The sequence below is a fragment of the Caballeronia glebae genome (genome assembly GCF_001545035.1).
GTDB classification, from domain to species: domain Bacteria; phylum Pseudomonadota; class Gammaproteobacteria; order Burkholderiales; family Burkholderiaceae; genus Caballeronia; species Caballeronia glebae.
Genome location: NZ_FCOJ02000059.1, coordinates 24694 through 45302, shown reverse-complemented (window position 1 = coordinate 45302; position 20609 = coordinate 24694). Strand labels below are relative to the sequence as shown.

19 protein-coding genes are annotated in these 20609 nt (G+C 63.2%); 13 read left to right on the top strand and 6 right to left on the bottom strand.

Translation table 11 applies throughout. The features are described from left to right. The coding region (locus AWB82_RS29525) for a hypothetical protein (RefSeq protein WP_143756912.1) at positions 1-229 on the bottom strand (229 nt) is incomplete at its 3' end. A gap of 422 nt (positions 230-651) precedes the next feature. On the opposite strand from AWB82_RS29525, the gene tssC reads away from it, so the two are divergent. The 5 genes from tssC (at position 652) to AWB82_RS29500 (ending at position 5207) form a co-directional block, all read left to right on the top strand. Then, positions 652-1941: a type VI secretion system contractile sheath large subunit gene (tssC, locus tag AWB82_RS29520; protein ID WP_407643058.1), complete on the top strand. Its 1290-nt coding sequence runs from the start codon at positions 652-654 to the stop codon at positions 1939-1941. A gap of 465 nt (positions 1942-2406) precedes the next feature. Beyond that, positions 2407-3753 (top strand): type VI secretion system baseplate subunit TssK, encoded by a 1347-nt coding sequence (tssK, locus tag AWB82_RS29515; RefSeq protein WP_086972868.1) that lies wholly within the window; start codon positions 2407-2409, stop codon positions 3751-3753. 5 nt (positions 3754-3758) lie between these two features. Beyond that, positions 3759-4421, top strand: coding sequence for a DotU/TssL family secretion system protein (locus AWB82_RS29510; RefSeq protein ID WP_086972867.1), 663 nt, complete (start codon positions 3759-3761; stop codon positions 4419-4421). A 47-nt stretch (positions 4422-4468) separates the two neighbouring features. Continuing rightward, the gene (gene tssE, locus AWB82_RS29505) at positions 4469-4903 is read left to right on the top strand and encodes a type VI secretion system baseplate subunit TssE (RefSeq protein ID WP_086972866.1); all 435 of its coding nucleotides are present in this window, start codon (positions 4469-4471) and stop codon (positions 4901-4903) included. Between the two features lie 28 nt (positions 4904-4931). Then, entirely contained in the window at positions 4932-5207 is a 276-nt protein-coding gene (locus AWB82_RS29500) for a PAAR domain-containing protein (protein ID WP_086972865.1), read from the top strand. Between the two features lie 743 nt (positions 5208-5950). Here AWB82_RS29500 and AWB82_RS29495 read toward each other — a convergent pair. Both AWB82_RS29495 and AWB82_RS29490 read right to left on the bottom strand, forming a co-directional pair. Beyond that, positions 5951-6589 (bottom strand): Vgb family protein, encoded by a 639-nt coding sequence (locus AWB82_RS29495; RefSeq protein WP_086972864.1) that lies wholly within the window; start codon positions 6587-6589, stop codon positions 5951-5953. Positions 6590-6621: 32 nt separating this feature from the next. Then, the gene (locus AWB82_RS29490; RefSeq protein ID WP_086972863.1) at positions 6622-7842 is read right to left on the bottom strand and encodes a helix-turn-helix domain-containing protein; all 1221 of its coding nucleotides are present in this window, start codon (positions 7840-7842) and stop codon (positions 6622-6624) included. A 99-nt stretch (positions 7843-7941) separates the two neighbouring features. On the opposite strand from AWB82_RS29490, the gene AWB82_RS29485 reads away from it, so the two are divergent. After that, positions 7942-8703 carry a DUF2182 domain-containing protein gene (locus AWB82_RS29485; RefSeq protein WP_159462636.1) on the top strand — a complete coding sequence of 254 codons (762 nt, stop codon included), beginning with the start codon at positions 7942-7944 and terminating at the stop codon, positions 8701-8703. Between the two features lie 3 nt (positions 8704-8706). Here the strand turns inward: AWB82_RS29485 and AWB82_RS29480 are convergent, their stop codons facing one another. Continuing rightward, positions 8707-9705 carry an FUSC family protein gene (locus AWB82_RS29480; protein ID WP_086972861.1) on the bottom strand — a complete coding sequence of 333 codons (999 nt, stop codon included), beginning with the start codon at positions 9703-9705 and terminating at the stop codon, positions 8707-8709. 311 nt (positions 9706-10016) lie between these two features. On the opposite strand from AWB82_RS29480, the gene AWB82_RS29475 reads away from it, so the two are divergent. Together AWB82_RS29475 and AWB82_RS29470 are read left to right on the top strand one after the other, a co-directional pair. Continuing rightward, complete coding sequence (locus AWB82_RS29475) at positions 10017-11570, top strand: methyl-accepting chemotaxis protein (protein ID WP_086972860.1); 1554 nt, start codon at positions 10017-10019, stop codon at positions 11568-11570. A 233-nt stretch (positions 11571-11803) separates the two neighbouring features. Then, positions 11804-13102 carry an MFS transporter gene (locus AWB82_RS29470; protein ID WP_143756910.1) on the top strand — a complete coding sequence of 433 codons (1299 nt, stop codon included), beginning with the start codon at positions 11804-11806 and terminating at the stop codon, positions 13100-13102. 28 nt (positions 13103-13130) lie between these two features. Here the strand turns inward: AWB82_RS29470 and AWB82_RS29465 are convergent, their stop codons facing one another. Further along, positions 13131-14054: a LysR family transcriptional regulator gene (locus AWB82_RS29465; protein ID WP_086972859.1), complete on the bottom strand. Its 924-nt coding sequence runs from the start codon at positions 14052-14054 to the stop codon at positions 13131-13133. A gap of 164 nt (positions 14055-14218) precedes the next feature. Between AWB82_RS29465 and AWB82_RS29460 the strand changes: the two genes are divergently transcribed. Genes AWB82_RS29460 through AWB82_RS29440 form a run of 5 tightly spaced genes read left to right on the top strand, consistent with a single transcriptional unit; the run spans position 14219 to position 19684 of the window. Continuing rightward, complete coding sequence (locus AWB82_RS29460) at positions 14219-15394, top strand: L-rhamnonate dehydratase (protein ID WP_086972858.1); 1176 nt, start codon at positions 14219-14221, stop codon at positions 15392-15394. 46 nt (positions 15395-15440) lie between these two features. After that, complete coding sequence (locus AWB82_RS29455; RefSeq protein ID WP_086972857.1) at positions 15441-16739, top strand: MFS transporter; 1299 nt, start codon at positions 15441-15443, stop codon at positions 16737-16739. A gap of 33 nt (positions 16740-16772) precedes the next feature. Continuing rightward, positions 16773-17774, top strand: coding sequence for a 4-hydroxythreonine-4-phosphate dehydrogenase PdxA (locus AWB82_RS29450; RefSeq protein ID WP_086972856.1), 1002 nt, complete (start codon positions 16773-16775; stop codon positions 17772-17774). Between the two features lie 4 nt (positions 17775-17778). Further along, positions 17779-18735: an amidohydrolase family protein gene (locus tag AWB82_RS29445; protein WP_086972855.1), complete on the top strand. Its 957-nt coding sequence runs from the start codon at positions 17779-17781 to the stop codon at positions 18733-18735. A gap of 28 nt (positions 18736-18763) precedes the next feature. Further along, a complete protein-coding gene (locus AWB82_RS29440; RefSeq protein WP_086972854.1) occupies positions 18764-19684 on the top strand; it encodes a dihydrodipicolinate synthase family protein in 921 nt (306 codons plus the stop codon). Here the strand turns inward: AWB82_RS29440 and AWB82_RS29435 are convergent, their stop codons facing one another. Next, the gene (locus tag AWB82_RS29435; RefSeq protein WP_086972853.1) at positions 19685-20596 is read right to left on the bottom strand and encodes a LysR family transcriptional regulator; all 912 of its coding nucleotides are present in this window, start codon (positions 20594-20596) and stop codon (positions 19685-19687) included. Between the last annotated feature and the right edge of the window lie 13 nt (positions 20597-20609).

The following is a 20609-nucleotide window of genomic DNA, read 5'->3' as shown; positions in this document are numbered from 1 at the left end:
AAACCAGCGAAAAGCTCGCCTCCTGATTCAGATAGTCGCGACGGGAGATCGCTTGGGGATGCGAGACGAGGATCGTTAAGACGATCGGCTCCCCCATCTTCTCCGTAATCTCATGCGCTGACACCGCCAAGAGCGCCGCACTCTCGGCAGCTGGCACCTCTAGGTGCTGGGATTGACGCCCCGTCACCAGGCTCGCCATCCGCCCTGCGGCGTCCAATACACTGGACATAGTCATACACTCCTTCATCTGCACTGCTATCGAAGCTTGCCGACAGGCTAGCGGTGATCAGTCTTCGCATGGGCTCGCTATTTGGGGCCGACCATATCGCAACGGCAGACCATTTGTTAGACGAAAAATCCTAAGAAAAGATTATTTCTGCGTATTCCTGATCTTTCTCAATGGTCAAATGGCGCCGCGAGCCCGAACATGCTATACGTTGCGTTCTTATCGGACTTCCAAACTCAAGTACGCGGTCGCGGCACGCGGCCTTGACCCTTAAGCCGTTGCTCGCTTGGCACGCGCCTCAAAAATAGGCAAACATGGTGGTTCATCCCTCGTCCGATTCCCGATATGCCAAGACGGCAAGGACCTTCGACGCGTCCGAACGTCCTGCCTCGGAGCCGCACCGGCCCTCCGGTGGGCTTGACCGAATGCGCGTCGACATCGAGATTGCGGGCGTCGACGAGCGGATCGGTCATCAGCTCGATGCGATCCTGCATCACCCCGACTTCCAGCGGCTCGAAGCGGCATGGCGCGGGTTGAAGTTCCTCGTCGACCACACGGACTTCCGCAAGAACGTGCGCATCGAAGTGCTCGATGTCGACAAGGAAACCCTGCGGCGCGATTTCGAAGACGCGCCCGATATCACCCAGAGTGGTCTCTTCAGGCACACGTACACCGAGGAATACGACACGCCGGGTGGCCAGCCAATCGCGGCGCTCATCTCCGATTACGCATTCGATCGCAGCCCACAGGACATGGCGCTCTTACGCGACGTCTCGAAGGTGGCCGCGGCCGCGCACATGCCGTCCATCGGCGCGGTGTCGTCGGAGTTCTTCGGCAAGGCGTCGATGGAAGAGGTCGTCGCCATTCGCGACTTGCGCGCTTATTTCGAGCGCGCCGAGTATCTACGATGGAACAGTCTGCGCAAGACCGACGATGCCCGTTACCTGGGACTCACGCTGCCGCGCTTTCTGGCGCGGCTTCCGTATGGCGCCGAGACGACGCCAGTGCGATCCTTCAACTACACCGAGGCGGTGAATGCTTCGGACCACAGCCAGTACCTTTGGGCCAACGCCTCGTTCGCCTTCGCCACCAACCTCGTGCGCAGCTTCGTGCGCAACGGCTGGTGCATCCAGATTCGCGGCCCGCGTGCGGGCGGCATCGTCGAGGACTTGCCCACGCAACTGTATGCGCTCGGCGCCGGCAACCTTGCCAAGATTCGCACCGACGCGCTCGTGCCCGAGACGCGCGAGTTCGAATTCGCCCATCTCGGCCTGATCGCGCTGTCGCATTATCAGAATCACGATGAGGCGTGCTTCTACTCCGCGCACTCGGCCCAGAGGCCCGAAGACTTCGACACCAAGGAAGCCAGCGCCAACAGCCGCGTCAATGCCCGTCTGCCTTACATTTTCCTGCTCTCGCGTATCGCGCATCATCTCAAGATGATCCAGCGCGAGAACATCGGCACGACCAAGGACCGGCGGCTGCTGGAGCTCGAACTCAACACCTGGGTCAAGACACTCGTCACCGAGATGACCGCGCCCGGCGATGACTTGCAGGCTTCGCATCCGCTGCGCGAGGCGCGCGTGGAGGTTGAAGACATTGAGGACAACCCCGGCTTCTTTCGCATGAAGCTCTTTATCGTGCCGCATTTCCAGATCGAGGGCATGGACATCAGTCTGGCGCTCACCTCGCAGATGCCAAGGGCGAAGAGCTGACGCGCACGCTCGAAGCGTCGGCAACGCGATTGAACATGAGACCACGAATCCTTCATCAGATGCCATGGCTTGTTGCTGGCGTTCTTGCTGCTTGCCTGGCGTTGGCGCAAGACCTTCCCAGGGTTTCGGCGGTTTCGCCCACATCCGCGCCAACTATTGCGTCTGTCGGCTCGAACGCGTCGGATCATGCGGCACCGACACGCGTGCTGCGCCATTGGCGCTTCGCGATGCCGCGGCCAAAGCGCGAAGAGAGCCTGAACCAGATGCTTGCCAGGCGTCCCGATCTGCAAACGCATTCACACATGACGTACTCCACCTGGCATGTCTTTGTTGGACAGCGGGCCCGACTGCAGCCCCCAGGAAGCGAGTTCCACCATTAACTCAGTTCGTTCCCGGCGGCTTCTGACGGGTGCGTGGGCGATCACAATCCTTTCATATTTCTGTATTTTTAAGCTTAACTAGACAATGAAAATAACGAGACCCTTATGGGCGCAGGGCGTCTTCATGACGCCGCAGCACTTCCAGCAACAAGCATTGTGGGAGCAGTTCGCCAACGCGCGATTAGCGGAGATGGCGAGTCCTGACCCCTGGGGCGTGATCGATGTGGCAGTCGACAAGCAAGCGCTCTCCATCGATCGCGTGCAGTTCACCAAGCTGTCGCTGCGCTTGCCCGATGGCACGCTCATCGACAGCGACACGTCCGACTGGCTGCCCGCCGCGCGCAGTCTGGATGATGTCGGCTCGCAATACGATGCGGTGACGGTGCTCGCCGGCGTGGCGCTCGTCGATGCGCAAGGCGGCAACTGCATCGAGCCAGGCGCCAAGCCCGCCCGGCCGCGCCGCTTCGTGCGCGAGTATCTGCATGTCGCCGATTTGTATGGCGAGGGAAAGGAAGAGATCAGCGTCGAACGGCACGCCGTCTCGCTGCTGTTCGATTTCGAGGCAAGCGGCGACTATGTGACCTGTCCGGTTGCACGCTTTATCCGTAATGCGCAGGGACGTTTCGAACTGGATGCGGCGTTCGTGCCGCCGTGCCTGTTTCTGTCGGCCAATGCGATGTTGACGACGCGCATGAAGCGCCTATCGGAAATTCTGAGCGCGAAGAGCGCGAGCCTCGCCGTACGTCGGCGTGAACGTTCGGACCAGATCGCCGACTACGCGGTGGCCGATGTGTCGCTATTCTGGCTGCTGCACAGCGTGAACTCGTCGTGGCCGGAACTCGCGCGGCTGGTGCAGGCGCCGAATCAGCATCCCGAGCGGCTCTACGCGCTGCTTTCGCGGCTGGCGGGGTCGCTTCTGACCTTCTCCACCACGGAGACGCTGCAGGCGCTTCCGCCGTATGACCATCGTGCGCCGGAGCCCGTGTTCGCGGAACTGGAGTCGCTCATTCGTAACCTGCTCGATACGGTCATCCCGTCGCGCGTGGTGCCAATCGCGCTCGAACGTGTACGCGGCACGGTCTGGACTGGCCAGATCCAGGACGAACGGCTCATCGAGGATGCCGATTACTACCTCTCGGTGCAAGCCGCACTGCCCGCTCATGCACTTATCGAGCAATTCCCGCGGCTTTGCAAAGCGGGCGCACCCGATGAAGTCGAACAGATCGTCAATTCCGCGCTCTCCGGCATTCCGATCAAGCCGATGTCGCGGCTGCCCGCGGCGATTCCGGTGCGCATCGAGAATCAGTACTTCGCACTTGATGCATCGCACCCGGCGTTCAAACGCATGATCGATGCGCGCGCGTGCCAGTTCTACGTGCCGGCATCGATTCCGGATGTCTCGCTTGAGCTCTATGCGGTACTGCCGACGTGAAAAGCATGACATCGAATGCCGATGAGATGCTCCTGCCGGTAGCACTGCGCGGCACAGCACTCACCGTTGCCGACTTTGCTGACAAAAGCACAGAGAAGTCCGCGGACGACCTGAAAACGAAGTGCAAAGCCCAGATCGATGCCTTGACTGCAGAACTCGAAGCAAAAGGGTATCCGCCGGACGTGATCGAGGACGCCCGGTACGCCCAATGCGCGCTGCTCGACGAGGCGGCGTTGAACAGCCTCGAAGGCGAAGAACGCGACGCCTGGGAACGCCGGCCGCTGCAACTGGATGAATTCAAGACTAACGATGCCGGCGAGGAACTCGTGCGGCGCATCCAGGAGCGGCTGCGAGAGCCGACGCCCGTGCGTCCGCTGCTCGCGATCTTCGGCGCGGCGCTGGATCTGGGCTTCACGGGACGGCTCGCGCTCGAAGGCGGCGAGGCGAAGGTGCGGCTCAGACAGGCGATCGATGCGCGGCTTGGCATCGTGCAAAGGACGGACGAGGACGACGACGCATCCATCGTCGTCAAAGCGCCAATCACGCGTGCGTGGACGCAGCGGATTTCTCCGCTAGCGTCCATCGCGCTCGCCTGCGCGGCGATCGGGGTGGCCTGGTTCGGGATCAACGGGTGGCTGGATGCATCCGTCGCTCATATGGCACGTTGACGCGAGACGGGTATGACGAAATCTGTAACCAGCTATGAGGCGAAACGATGACGCGCGCAGGACCGGGCCTCTTCGAACGAATCACCGGACACTTCGCCGATGGCACATCCATCACCGATCACTCGCCCGAAGAGCAGACCTTCTATTCGGTGCGGGACAACATCCAGCGGATTCTCAACAGCCGCCGCAAGGCGCTCGCGCATCTGCCGGATTATGGGCTCGACGACCTATCGGAGATTTACCGGCATCTGCCGGCGTCGGCGCATAAGTTGAAAACCGAGATCGAGGCGACATTGCTGGAGTACGAGCCGCGTCTGAAGTCGATCGACATCGAGATCAACAAGCCGGAACCGGGCATGCTGCTCAGTTTCACGATGGCGTGTCATCTTCGGCGCGAAGGGCTCGTGCGCTTCGGCACGGACTTCACGCCGGATGGCCAGACGCGGTTGAGGATGATGCAACAGGCGCTGGACCAGTATTGAATCGGGTTCACACAAAAGAGAAAGCGGTATGGCGAAGATGATGGCCTTGAAGGGAAATCTGACCACTACGGGCGGGCGCGTGTTGGACGGCGACGACTCGATGCTCGATGACGGAACACCGATCGCACGTCACATGGGGCTCGCATCCTGTCCTCGCTGCGGCAAGAACGGGGCGATCCTGGGCAGCGCGTCGAACTGGGGGTTCGGCGGCACGCGAGGCGTGGTGGACGGCGATATCGTGATGTGCGACTGTCCGCGCGGAGCCAATCGAGTGATTGCGCACTCGACAATTTTCGACGAATAGGCGATTGACGCAGCATTTGCTGTTACCGAATGCGCCCCCGTTCCTGGAAATGCCCCGAACGGCATCCAGCTATTGCCAAAGCTCAGTGTGCAGGACCTCAAGCGTTTGCAGCACTGATCGGCGTTTGAACCGCTCGTCGGGTTGTCGTTGATGTGTCTTAGCCGGTACTCGACCGGTCAGGCAATGTCGGCAGAGCTGCCGTCCACTCCCGACTATGGGAATGATTCTCCGCGACGAGTCGAACCTTAAACATGCGCCTTTGCCGCACGCTTCGCGGTTTCGGGCTTGACCTCGTCCTCGTACGGAAAAGGCAGCTATTGAGCTGGGAATGACGAAATGAACTGACGCTGTCCGTCGAGTCGAGTGCTGCTGTCTACAGTTGATGTGCTCGTCAAAGCGACGATGACAGCGAAGCGATAAATGGCGAAAGCACTGAGGTCATCAAGCCCGGCCACCCGTAAAAGCTCTCGGCAACGGAGAAGCGCCGCATCGATTTCGCTGCTCGGCGCGAGTGAGCGCCAACGTCGCGTAGCACGCTGTTCACGACCTCGATACGCTCCACCTTTTCGCGCTGATCCCGAGTCGTACACCAGATCGGTGCAGGCGATTCAGGTTCGCTATCTGGCGAAAGCGTGCCCGTTGCCGATACCAGCCTTTCCTTGTCTGAAGTTTCGCCTTCCTATCGAGAATCCGACAGCATAAAGCTAAGCGCCTCGGCCGGAAGCCTCGCCCATGCAGGTCGTTCAACCGCGCGTGGGTCTGCGCACCGCCCGGACTTTGCCCGTGCGCCCGCCGCCGCAGAAAAAGCGGTCGCGTCCATCCGATTCGAGCCCCGACACGCCCACGCCTTCGGGCATATCGAGCCGCTCGATGACGTCGCCCGATTGCGGATCGATACGCCGCAACTCGCTTTCGTCGCCTTCCCACGTGGCGTGCCACAGTTCACCGTCGATCCACGTCACGCCCGTCACGAAACGATTCGACTCGATGGTGCGCAGGATCGCGCCATCGTCCGGATCGATCTGATGAATCTTGCGTTCGTTGTATTGCCCGACCCAGAGCGTGCCCTCGGCCCACGCGAGTCCCGAGTCCGCGCCGCCGCCCGGCGCGGGAATCGTCGATACCACGCGGCCCGTCTTCGGATCGATTTTCTGAATACGGTCCTCGGCGATCTGAAACAGATGCTCGCCGTCGAAGGCCGTGCCCGCGTGCGCGGCGACATTCAGTGAACGCGCCTTCTCGCCGCTCTCGGGATCGAAGGCGTTGAGCGTATCGCCCGCGGCGAACCACACATGCTCGCCGTCATACGTGACGCCGTGCACGCCGTCGATATCCGGAAAAGGCCCATATTCGCGGATGATTTCCGCCTTGGCGCGTTTCATCGCCGTTCTCCCGTTGATGTCATGCCTTCATGCTAATCGCTTGCGAGATCGACGGGGAGTAACAAGGCCGTCGTGAATCCGGGCATCGGCGGCGTGGTCCAGCGGCGCGCGCGGCCGCGTCCGAACGATTGCACCTTGCCGCACGCCGCGAGCGCGTCGAGCGAACGCTGCACCGTGCGCTGGCTCGCGCCGAGCGCGATCGCGAGCGCGGAGCTGGACCACGATTCGCCATCGGCCAGGAACGCGAGCAGCGGCGCGTATTCGTCTTCGGCGGGCAGCGCGAGCACCGCCACCTCGCGCGCGTGACGCGGCTTCAGCACGAAGCCGCGCGGCGTCGCGTCGATGCTCGCGTGCGCGCGCAGCATCGTGCGCAGCCTGCCCATCTCGACGCGCAACCGTGCGCGATGCGTCTCGTCCGCTTCCCTGATGCGAAACGCGCGCAGGATCAGCGCATCGCGCGGCACGTCGCCGGGCCACGCTTGCGCGAGCATGCGCGCGAGCGTGAAGAGCACCGGGCGCGTCGCGAGCGACATCGACGTGCCGTTTTCGCGCACGCAAAGACGGCACGCGTCGACGACGAACGCATTCGACGCGAACAGCGCTTCGACTTCGTCGAGCCGAAGCAGCCGCTCATTGCCTTGCGAGACGAGACGCGCCGCTGGCGCATTCAAGATACGCCATGCGCTTTCGACTTCGGCGGCGAGCGCGGGAATCGCGGCCTGGCGCGCGGCCAGCGTCGCGCGTTCGAGCGCCGCGCGCGCCGCGTTCGTGTGCAGACGGCGCATCGCGATGCCCGCGTCGATGAGTTCATGCGCGGCTCGCAACGCGGCCGGAAGCGTCACATGATTCAGCGCGGCGAGCATGCGCTCGGCATCGTCGATCCGTCCGATGAGCAGCGCGCGACGCACTTCCAGATAGCGCGCGTGCGCGGCGTTCACGTGATCGCCGTGCGCTTCGAGAACCGCGCGCGCGTGATCGAGCGTCTTCGCGGGCCATGCGAGATCGCGCGATGCGAGCGCGATTTCCGCTTCGGCGACGATGCAGCGCGAGCGCGCCAACACCGCTTTCGCGCCGAACGCCCGCGCCGCACGCTTCACGAGCGCGCGCGCCCGCGCGAAGTCGCCGAGCTGCGCCATCGCGATGCCGCGCAACGCGAGCGCGCTCGCATCCTCGCGCAACGCAATGCGATTCAGCGCGCCGAGCGGATCACCCGCCGCGAGTGCGCGCGCCGCCGCCGTGATCAGCGAATCCATGCGAATCCCGACACACTTGTCACTCCTTTGCCGTGCATGCCCGCGCCTAATCTAACACCGTACCCGACACGCACTCGACGAACGCAAGGGAAGGACATCATGAACGCGCTCACCGTCATCATCGAAAGCGAGACCGCGCATGTTTCGCGCCGCCGCTTTTTAGCCACTGCTGCGCTCGTGTTCATCGCGAGCGTGATCGCGACTTATGCGATGCACAGGTCGATGTCATCGATGGGCGAGCTGCCGATGCCCGGCGGCTGGACGCTCTCGCCCGCCTTCACGCCGATGTGCGGGCGCACATGGCTGCGCGCGGCGCTCGCGTTCATCGGCATGTGGATCGCGATGATGACCGCGATGATGCTGCCTTCGTTCGCGCCGCTTCTATGGCGTCATCGCGCGGGAACGCGTGCTTCGTGCAGCATGGCGGCGGGCTACGCCTTCGTCTGGACGATGATCGGCGTCGTGGCCTTCGCGTTCGGCGCGCTCTTCACCGAAATCGTGATGCGTGCGCCGGCGATTGCGCGTTGCATTCCGTTCGCGAGCGGCGCAGTCGTTTTGCTCGCGGGCGCTCTGCAATGCTCGACGTGGCATGCGCGAAGGCTCGCGTGCTGCAGCAAGACTTCGCATCGCGATAACATGCGCGACGCATGGCTCGACGGCGTGCATCACGGAACGCATTGCGTCGCGTGTTGCGCGAGCCTGACGGCGACGCTCTTCGTCTTCGGCGCGATGGACCTGCGCGTCATGACACTCGTCGCGCTGGCGATAACGGCTGAACGGTCGATGCCATCGTTCAAACGCATCCCGCAGGTTATCGGCATAACAATGCTGCTGCTCGTCCCGATGGCGATCGTCCGATAACTTTCAACGCGACAGTCTTCGTGACGCGGCATGCGCGCCCAACACGCACACGATGCCGATCACGCCGCCCGCGAGCACATGCGTGAGCCGCTCGAAGGCATCGGCGGCGGACTGATTCGCCAGCATGATCGCGAGCGCCACGAACACACAGCGAAAGAAATACCCGACGACATAACGCTGGAACGCAACGAGCGTGAGGAACGCGGCGAGCGTCGCGAGCGTGACGGCCATGCCCGAATGCGGCACGACGAATCGCCCGAGCACGATGCCGATCGGCACGCCCGCGATGACGCCCCACGCGCGGTTCCGGAGCTTCGTGCGCGCCGTATCCACCGAACCCGTGACGATGCTCGCCGCGCCCCAGATCACCCATTGCGCGTTGTCCATGCGAGCGTACACGACCATCGCCGCCGCGATGCCGACGCTCCCGAGCATCGCCGCGAGATCTTCGCCGAAGGGTGCGCGTTCGCCGAAATCATCGAGATTCGACCAGCGCGCCGCGGACTTGCCGCGCGAGCGAATATGCGCCGACACAATCGCAGGCGCGAGCGCGACGAACAGATAAGGCAACGATGCGGGCGCGGCGTGCAACAAGGCGTCGACGGTGCGCCCGCCATGCAGTTCGTTCGCGAGAACGAGCACGGGAATGAAAGTCCAGTTGCCGAGCGCGCGAAATTTCGACCCGCGCGACGCGAGCAGGATCACGCACGCCGCAAGCAGCATGCACGCGACGACGAAGAACGCCGGCACGAGTTCGGCAAGCAGCAGCACATAGGTCCCCGCGATGATCGCGAGCCCGTGCGCGACGACGCCGAGCGGCCTCAAAGCGAGCTGGTCTTCCGCGATAGTCGTGGCGATCGCGAGCAGCGACGCCTTCATCCACAGCGCGTTGCCGGTGGCGAGCGCAAGCGCGACGAACGGCAGCAGCGCGATCGCCGCGTGCACGAGCGGCCAGATCTTGATCTCGCTGGCGATGCGAAGATGCGGTGCGTCGGCGGACATGCGCGTTGATCTCTTCGTGAGTTCGCATGAAGTGTAGGTCGGCTTTCGACGCGGAAAAAGCGATCGACCGTGCGTTACTTCGTCCGTCCAAGCCGTTTGTAAGCAACCCCGGCGCGTAACGGAAAAGCCCTGTAAATAGGGATTTTCTACGCGCGCGATTTGAAACGCGTTTTTAATTGATTTCTAAAGGACTTCGCCTCGCGGTCGTTATATAGACCAGCCGATGGATTTCACCGGCCGCGCGGCACGCGAAGCATCGCCGTCCCCGCTCGCGCTTGGCGCCCCCGCGATGCAGCCACCTTGAGAGATCTATGTTTTCGACAATCAAAGGCCGACTGGCCTTGGCCATGACGCTTCTAAGCGCGCTGCTGATCGCAGTCGGCATGGTCGGACTGATCGGCATGAGCCGGTCCAACGCCGTAGCTCACGACCTCTTCACGAATGAAATGCCGAGCGCGGTGTCGGTCGGCAATGCGGAAATGTTCATGGCGCGCGAGCGCCTTTCCTTCGATCGCGCGGCGCTGAACGTGGGCACGCCCGCGGCGGAAGATGCGATCGGACGCGGCGCGCTGATGCGCAAGATCTCCGACGACGCCTGGACAAAGTACTCCGGCCTGCCGCAAGGTCCCGAAGAGAAGGCGCTCGCCGACAAGTTCGGTGCGCAGCGTCTCGCGCTGCAAAAGCTGATCGACCAGGGTTATGCCGATATCCGCGCGAAGGATCAGGAGAAGGTCGTCGCCGACGCGAGCGCAATGCAGGCATCGTTCAACGACTTCGCGAAGACGGGCGTCGAGTTGCGCAAGCTGCAATTCGACCATGCGAAAGGCGCCTATGACGAAGGACAGGAGATCTTCGGCATGTTCCGCATCGCCTCCATCGTCGCGATTCTCGTTGGCGTCGCCGCCGCGTTCTATTCGTGGACGTCGCTCCGCCGTCGCATTTCGCGTCCGCTCGACGCGGCGCTCGCGCAGTTCGATGCAATCGCCACCGGCGACCTGCGCCGCCACGTGACGGTGACGTCGAACGACGAAATGGGCCAGTTGTTGCGCGGTCTCGCGACCATGCAATCGAGCCTCGTCGATACGGTGCGCACGGTGCGCGGCGGCAGCGAATCGATCGCATCCGCCACCAAGCAGATCGCGGCGGGCAACGTGGACCTCTCTTCGCGCACCGAGCAGCAAGCGTCGGCGCTGCAGGAAACCGCGTCGAGCATGGACGAGCTGACGGGCACGGTCAAGCAGAACGCCGACAATGCGCGCCAGGCTAGCTTGCTGGCGGCGAATGCGTCGGAGATCGCGGGCAAGGGCAGCCATGTCGTGTCGCAGGTCGTGACGACGATGGGCGAGATCAACCAGAGCTCGTCAAAGATCGCGGACATCATCACGATCATCGAAGGCATCGCGTTCCAGACGAACATTCTCGCGTTGAACGCGGCTGTCGAAGCGGCGCGCGCGGGCGAAGAAGGACGCGGCTTCGCGGTCGTGGCAGGCGAAGTGCGCTCGCTCGCGCAGCGTTCGTCGGCGGCGGCCAAGGAGATCAAGGAACTGATCGACAACTCGGTGGATCGCGTGCAATCGGGCACCGCGCTCGTCGATGAAGCGGGCCGCACGATGACGGAAATCAGCACGGCGGTGCAGCGCGTGACCGACATCATGGGCGAGATCGCGGCGGCGTCAGAAGAGCAAAGCAGCGGCATCGAGCAAGTGGCGCGCGCCGTCACGCAGATGGACGAGGTGACGCAACAGAACGCGGCGCTCGTCGAGGAAGCGGCTGCCGCTGCGCAATCGCTGGAAGATCAGGCGGGCGCGTTGCGCTCGGCGGTCGAGACGTTCCGTCTTGACGAAGGCATGCGCGCGACGGCCTGACCGCGTTTCGCGGCTCGATGATGCGCGGCTCGCGATCCTTCGGGACGCGAGCCGTTTGTTATTTGCCGAGCCATAACCGCCGGTAATCACCTCATGAGGCGAATTCAATAGACGGCTATCGCTGTTTTCGCGAGACTGCGGAGCGTCGGACCGCCAGATGGTCCGTCCTCGAAAAAAGAGCGCGCGCAACGGATCGACCCCGCGCGCAACAAGCCTCGGAGGAGACATAGAAGATGCTGCATCGCCCCAGAGTCACCCGTTCCGTGCTCGCGCTGATGTGCGCGATGTCGTTCATCATGTATCTCGATCGCGTGAACCTGTCCGCAGCGGCGGGCCTCATACGCGACGACCTTCATCTCTCCAATACCGACGTCGGCCTCGTGTTCGGCGCGTTCGCTTATACGTATGCGATCTGCCAGGTGATCGGCGGATGGTTCAGCGACCGCTTCGGCGCGAAGACCACGCTCGTGCTGTGCGCGTCGATCTGGATCGTCGCGTCGATCGCAACGGGTTTCGCGGGCGGCGTCGCGTCGCTGTTCTGCGCGCGCATGTTGCTCGGCGTCGGCGAAGGCGCGGCGCTGCCGGCGCAGGCGCGCGCGCTCGTCAACTGGTATCCGGCGAGCAAGCGCGGTTTCGTGCAAGGTCTCACGCATTCGTTCTCGCGTCTCGGCAACGCGCTCACGCCGCCGTTGATCGCGTTGCTGGTCGCGTTCGCTTCGTGGCGTGCGTCGTTCGTGCTGGTCGGTGCGCTGACGGCCGTGTGGGTGATCGTGTATGCGTGGTACTTCGCGGACAATCCGCGCAAGCATCGGCATATGACGGCCGCCGAAGAAGCCGAGTTGCCGCCCGAAAACAAGGTCGCCGTCGACAAGACGCGCGAGCCGACGCCGTGGGGGCGTCTGCTCAAACGCATCGCGCCGACGATGATCGTCTACTTCTGCTATGGCTGGACCGGCTGGCTCTTCTTCACGTGGCTGCCGACGTTCTTCATGCATGGCCGCGGTCTCGATCTGAAAAGCTCCGCGCTCTTTTCGGCGGGCGTGTTTCTGTCGGGCGTCGTCGGCAATACGGCGGGCGGCGTGATCTCCGATCGCATTCTGAAGCGCACGGGCAGCGTGGTCGCGGCGCGGCGCAACATGATCATCGTCGCGTTTCTCGGGGCGCTCGTGTTTCTCGCACCGGTGATGTTCGTGAAGTCGCTGCCGATCATGGCCGCTTCGATGAGCCTGTCGTTCTTCTTTCTGGAGATGACTATCGGACCGATCTGGGCCGTGCCGATGGACATCACGCCGAAGCACGTGGGGATCGCGAGCGGGCTCGTCAACGCGGGATCGGCGATCGCGGGGATTTTCTCGCCGATCGTGTTCGGCTTCGTCGTCGATCGGACCGGAAGCTGGACGTTGCCGTTCGCGGGCTCGCTGGCGTTGCTCGCGGTCGGCATCGTGATGACGTTTTTCATGCGGCCGGATATTGCACTGGACGAGGCCGCCGCTTCCGACGATGCACTGCACGCGGAGTTCGTCGGGCGATGATAGGCGCCTGAGCGCGCGGTTCGCGCGCTCAGGCGCTTCTGATCGCGTCGATCACCAACTGCGTCGCCGGGCTGATGCGCCGGTTCTTCCTGAGGATCAGGCCATAAGGCGCGAGCCGTCCGCGCAACGGCGTAGGCAACGAGGCGATCGTATCGAGCGCGGCGTAGTAATCGGCGACCGAGCTTGGCAACACGGCCAGCATGTCCGAATCCCGCAATAACGACAAAGTCGTGAGAATCGAAGACGTCTCGACCGTGCTCACCGGCGGCGCCACGCGCGATTCGCGAAACGTCTGGTCGATGATCTGCCGCATCGGGCTCGGATGCGGCTGCACGATCCACGGATACTTCGCCAGATCGGCAAGTTTCGGTTTGGCCCCCATCCCGGCAGCCGGATGATCCGGCCGCGTGACGATCGCCAGCGCCTCTTCCGACAAGGTCTCGAACGTCAGTTCCAGCGCGGAAACGCCGTACGGAATGCGCCCCACCACGATATCCAGCTGATCCTGCTGCAACGCCTGCACGAGCACATCGCTGGTATCGATCTGCACGCTGATCTGCAAGCGCGGATGCGCTTCTTTCAATGCCACGATCACGCGGGTCAGCAGATCCGGCGCCGGCGCCATCACCGCGCCGATACGCACCTTGCCGATATCGCCCGCCTCGATCGCGGCCAGTTCTTCGCGCAACTCATCGAGATCCTCGAAGACGACGCGCGCATAGCGCATCACCGCTTCGCCGTAGATCGTCGGCTCCATGCCGCGCGCGTGGCGCACGAAGAGCGACGCGCCGATCGTGTCCTCCAGCTCCTTCAAAGCTTTCGTCGCGGCGGGCTGCGTCATCGCGAGTTCGTCGGCGGCGCTCCTGAGCGACTCGGTTTCCGAAAGCGCCATCATCAATTGCAGATGACGCAAACGCAGACGTTTGCGGATGGTCGTTGCGGGCGCGATCATGCGAGCGATAACTCCAGGAAATAGCCTGATTCAAATAATTCAATAGTCAGTTATCGCGGAGTTTCGCACACTAGCGTTACGCGAAATAGCCGCGCAAACCCTCGCACTTGGCACAGCGCGCGGCTTTACTTCAAATCGAATCGAATCACACGGAGATACCGAAGATGAAGATCAAGCATGTCCGCGCACGCGTTTTCGAATGGAAAGGCAAGGTCGTTCCGCCGCAATCGCACTTCTGCACGAACGCCGTCGATATCCTCTACGAGCGCGGCGATGCTATGGGCTCGTTCCGCTTTCACGGCTGGCTCGTCGTCGAGATCGAATGCGACGACGGCACGATCGGGATCGGTAATTGCGCGCTCGCGCCGCGCGTTGCGAAGCAGATCGTCGATGAATATCTCGCGCCAATCGCCATCGGCGAAGATCCGTTCGATTACGAGTACATCTGGCAGAAGATGTACCGGCGCACGCACGCATGGGGCCGCAAGGGCATCGGCATGGCGGCTATTTCGGCGATCGACATCGCGCTGTGGGACATCATGGGCAAGGCCGTGAAGAAGCCTGTTTTCAAGCTGCTCGGCGGCCGCACGAAAGAAAAGATCTGGTGTTATGCGTCGAAGCTATATAACAACGACGACCGCGACGCGTTCCTCGCCGAAGCGCAAGGTTATCTCGACCAGGGCTTCACCGCGATGAAAATGCGCTTCGGCTATGGCCCGAAAGACGGTCCCAGTGGCATGGCGAAGAATCTCGAACAAGTGCGGCTGTTGCGTGAACTGGCGGGCGATGAAGTCGACATCATGCTCGAATGCTACATGGGCTGGACGCTGGAATATGCGCGCCGCATGTTGCCGCGGCTTGCCGAGTTCAATCCGCGCTGGCTCGAAGAACCCGTGATCGGCGACGACATCGAGGGTTATCAGGAGCTGAAGAAGATGAACATCGTGCCGATCTCCGGTGGCGAGCACGAGTTCACGAGTTATGGCTTCAAGGATCTGCTGGAGCGCCGCGCCGTCGACGTCATTCAATACGACACGAATCGCGTGGGCGGCATCACGGCGGCGCGCAAGATCAACGCGATGGCCGAAGCGTGGTCCGTTCCCGTGATTCCGCACGCGGGCCAGATGCATAACTATCACCTGACGATGTCGAGCACCGCGAGCCCGATGTCCGAGTTCTTCCCGGTGTTCGACGTCGAAGTGGGCAACGAGCTTTTCTATTACATCTTCGACGGCGAGCCGCAGCCGGAGAACGGCTATCTGCAACTCTCCGAGGAAACGCCGGGTCTCGGCATCACGCTGTCCGACAAGCATCTGAGCGACTTCAACATCGTCGAATGACGAGACGACCGCGGGCCCATGCAACCCGAGGCGACAGGAGACAGACATGGAAAGCAGGATCGAAGCACGCGCGGCGCACGACGCCGCCTCGTCCGCTCACGCGACGAGCGTGCGCTGGCGTATCTTCGGCGTGGTGTTTCTCATCACGCTGATCAACCTCGTTGACCGCATCTCGCTTTCCATCGCGATGCCCACCATCGCGAAGGAGTTCGCGCTCTCGCCCGCGATGCAGGGGCTCGTGCTGTCGAGCTTCTTCTGGTCCTATGCGCTGTTGCAGATTCCGGGCGGATGGCTCATCGACAAGCTCGGGCCGCGCAAAGTAGTTGCAGGCGCAACTGTCTTGTGGGGCATCTTTCAGACGTTGATGGGCGCGGCCACCGGCGGGCTGTCGATGCTGTTTCTGCGCGTGGGTCTCGGCGGCGCGGAAGCGCCGCTCTTTCCCGCGGGCAGCAAGCTCAACGCGCTATGGCTGTCGCGCAAGGAACGCGCACGCGGCGCGGTGCTGATGGATGCGGGCTCGCCGTTGGGCGCCGCGATCGGCGGCCTCGCGATCTCGAATCTCATCCTCATGTTCGGCTCGTGGCGCACGGCGTTCGTCGTCGCGGGGCTTGCGACCATCGCGTGTGGCTGGCTCGCATGGCGCTACCTGCGCGACGATCCCGCGATCCATCCGGGCGTGAACGGCGCGGAGCTTGCCCATATCCACGACGGCGCGTCGCCCGTGTCGAATGCGGCGCGTGCGAGCGAAGACGATACGCCGCTGCCGCTGCGCTCGACCATTGCGATGTGCGTGGGTCGCATGAGTTGGGCGATGATCTTCTTCGGCTTGCTCACGTGGGGCCCGAGCTATCTGACGCAGGCGCGCGGTTTGAGCCTCTCGCAAATCGGCGCGGCGACCTTCTTCATCTTCCTTGCGGGCGCGCTCGGCTCGCTCTCGGGCGGCTTCCTGTGCGATGCATTGTGCGCGATGAACCTGTCGCGCGGTAAAGTCATCAAGACGATGATCGCGGTCTCCGGCATGGCGACGCTCACCGTGTTCGCCGCGTTGCCGACCATCACGTCGCCCGTCGTCGCGGTCGCGGTACTGTGCGGCGCATCGTTCCTGCTTATGTGGGGCAGTCTCTACTGGAGCCTGCCTTCGCTGCTCGCGAGCCCGGCACGCGTCGGCCTGCTCGGTGCGTGCATGAACTGCGCTGGCAGCGTCGGCGGCATTTCGATTCCGCTCATCACCGGCTTCATTCTCCAGCGCACCGGTTCCTTCGACGCGGTGCTGCACTTTTACGGCGCGTGCGCGCTGGTGTATATCTTCGGTTCGATCGCAATCGATCTGCGCCGCACCCGCTAACGACCGACCAACATACTTACAGAGACAACGAACATGAAACCTCGCATCGCAGTTCTTCTCGGCGACCCCGCCGGCATCGGTCCCGAACTGATCGCGCGTCTCATCGCGAAGCCCGAGAATCGCGCGCGCGCCGATCTGCTCATCATCGGCGACAAGCGCGAAGTCGATAAAGGCATGGAGATCGCGCAGCAACGTTTCGAGTATCGGGTCGTCGAGAACGAAGCCGCCGCCGCGCGCGATACCGACATGCCATCGCTTATCGATTTCCGCCTGCCCGACGACGCGCCCTATGAGCGCGCCGTATCGACCGAACGCGGCGGCCGTTATAGTCTCGAAGCCTTCAAACAGGCCCTCGCGATGACCCGCGCGAACCGCACGCAGGCGATGCTTTTCGCGCCCGTCAACAAGACCTCGCTGCACATGGCCGGCATGGAGACGAACGACGAGATGGAATGGTTCGCGCGTCAGCTCGACTACAGCGGCGCGTTCTGCGAGTTCAACGTGCTCGACGAACTGTGGACCTCGCGCGTGACCTCGCATATCGCGTTGAAGGACGTGAGCGCGAAACTCACGCCCGAGCGTATCGTCGGCGCGGTGCAACTGATTCACGATGGCCTGAAGCGCGCGGGCGTGGACCAGCCGCGCATCGCGGTATGCGGCTTCAATCCGCATAACGGCGATAACGGCGCGTTCGGGCGCGAGGAAATCGACGTGATCGCGCCGGCCGTCGAACAGGCGCGCGCGCAAGGTTATGACGCGCAAGGCCCCTTCCCCGCCGACACCATCTTTGTGCGCGCACGCGATCAGAAAGTGTTCGACGGCGTGGTCACGATGTATCACGACCAGGGTCAGATTGCGATGAAGCTCATGGGCTTTTGGCGCGGCGTCACGGTGCACGGCGGCCTGCCCGTGCCGATCGCGACGCCCGCGCATGGCACGGCGTTCGATATCCACGGCCAGGGCCGCGCCGATGCCGGCGCGACGCAAAAGGCCTTCGACATCGCTGTGCGCATGGCGCAAGACCGCGTGGACTGACGCCATGATGCAAGAACGCATCGAAGCCCTGCGCGAACGCTTTCTGGAAAGCGGCGACGACGCCGATCTGCCCATCGTCGACGCGCATCATCACTTCTGGGACGTGTCGCGCAACTATCATCCGTGGCTGCGCGATCTGCCGCGCATCGCGTTTCGTTACGGAGACTACGCGTCGATCTGCACGAACTTCCTGCCCGACGATTACTTCGCGCAGGCGGGCAATCATCGCATCGTGAAGACTGTCATGATGGAAGGCGAATGGGACCCGCGCGACGTGCTCGGCGAAGCGCGCTGGGCCAGGGCGCTGCACGAACGCACCGGTTTGCCGAATGCGATGGCCGCGCAAATCTGGCTCGATCGCGACGATGTCGCCGACGTCATCGACGCCTATCGCGAGATGCCGCTCGTGCGCAGCGTGCGCCACAAGCCGAAGACCGTGCCGCGCGCGGAACATCGCGCGGAGTTCGCCGCGCCCGGCTCGATGCGTTGCGAGCGCTGGCGGCGCGGTTATGCGCTGCTCGCGCAAAGCGGCCTGATGTTCGAATTGCAGGCACCGTGGTGGCACTTCACCGAGGCAGCCGAACTCGCGCGCGATTTTCCGCAGATGAAAATCATCGTGAACCATACGGGTCTGCCCGCGGATCGCAGCGACGAAGCGCTCGCCGCATGGCGCGCCGCACTCGATGCGCTCGCGCAATGGCCGAACGTATGGCTCAAGATCTCGGGTATCGGCGAGACTGGCGTAAGCTGGAGCGTCGAGCGCAACGGGCGCATCGTGCGCGAGGCGATCGAAAGCTTCGGCGTCGCGCGATGTCTGTTCGCGAGTAACTTTCCGGTCGACAGTCTCGTCGTCACGCTCGACGATCTTTTCACGGGCTTCAAGACCATCGTCGCAAAGCGCACGCGGCAGGAACGCCTCGCGCTCTTTTTCGACAATGCGAGCGCGCTGTACCGGATCTAGACGCATACATCAAAGGAGACACACTTCAATGGCTGCACCTGTTTATCGCGGCGTATTCCCCGTCGCACCGACCATCTTCGACGACGAGGGGCGCCTCGATCTCGAAGGCCAGAAGCGCGCGATCGATTTCATGATCGACGCCGGTTCGCACGGCGTATGCATACTCGCGAACTTCTCCGAGCAGTTCGCGCTGTCCGACGCCGAGCGCGACACCGTTCAGCGCACCGTGCTCGAACACGTGGCGGGCCGCGTCCCGGTGATCGTCACGACCACGCATTTCAGTTCGCGCATTTGTGCCGAGCGCAGCCGCGCCGCGCAGGACGCGGGCGCCGCGATGGTCATGATCATGCCGCCGTATCACGGCGCGACGATTCGCGTGAACGAGCGCGGCATCCACGAGTTCTTTCGCGAAGTCTCGAATGCGATCGACATTCCGATCATGATTCAGGACGCGCCCGTGGCCGGCACGCCGCTTTCCGCATCGTTTCTCGCGAAGCTCGCGCGCGATGTCGAGCATGTGTCGTACTTCAAGATCGAAACGGCGCAGGCTGCTTCGAAGCTGCGCGAACTGATCGAACTCGGCGGCGACGCGATCGTCGGTCCGTGGGACGGCGAGGAGGCCATCACGCTGATGCCCGACTTCGATGCGGGCGCGACCGGCGCGATGACGGGCGGCGGCTATCCGGACGGCATCCGCAAGATCGTCGATGCCTACTTCGCGGGCGACACCGACAAAGCCGCCGAGCTGTATCAGCAATGGCTTCCGCTCATCAACTACGAGAACCGCCAATGCGGTCTCGCAGCCTGCAAGTCCTTGATGAAGGAAGGCGGCGTGATTCGCTCCGATGCGGTGCGTCATCCGCTCGCGCCGATGCATCCCGCCGTGCGCGAAGGTCTGTTGAAGGTCGCGCGCAGGCTCGATCCTCTCGTGCTGCGCTGGGGGCACTGATTAGCGGCGGCGCTTTTTCTTCGGCTCGGCCTTGATCGCGGGAACGCCAACCCGTTCCCGCAAATACTCCACGGCCCGCGCGCACCGCGCGGGCAGCGGCCATTCCGCGCGCCGGATGAGCCACAGCGTATCGACCACGGGCGCGCCGCATTCCACGACGCCGACCGCTTCGGGCTTGCCGAACGCGATGCGCGCATAACGCGGTATCACCGTGAAGCCGAGTCCGCGCGCGACGAATTCCGGAATGAGGCTGATCTGATTGCTGAAGCCTTGCCGGCGCAAGCTGCCGACGCCCGGATTGCCCGGAAAGCGGCGGCTCAACAGGCGGCTCGCGGTCATATGCGCTTCCGGATAGTCGATGAAACCGAGCCGTTCCAGATCGCGCCATTCATGCACGTGCTCGTTCGCGGGCACGACCAGTTCGAGCGGCTCTTCGATGAACTTGCTCGCGGCGAGGCGCGGATCGTCCGGCTTCAGCGCGACGATGCCGAGATCGTAACGGCTCTCCAGCACGGCTTCGAGCACTTCCGAATCCGGCGCGAAGCGATGACGCATCTTCCATTCCGGACGCTGCGCCTGCAAATCTAGCAGCAGCGGAAACAGCACGAGCCCGATGCTGCCCGGCGTGATGAGGCCGATCTCGCCGGCTTCGTCCTCGCTATCGGACAAGCGTGACGCGAGACGTTTGCTCGCCAGTTCCATCTCTTCGCAATAGTCGATCAGCGCCCTGCCCGCCGGCGTGAGCTCGATGCCGCGCGGACGACGAACCACGAGCAGACCCAGTTCGTCTTCGAGATGACGAAGATGCTGGCTCACGGCCGCCTGCGTCAGATCGAGCCGCTCGGCGGCGCGCGTGAAGTTGCCCAGATCGACGAGCGCGAGAAAGGTGCGCAGCCATTGTGGATTCAGCATTACAAAATTTTAT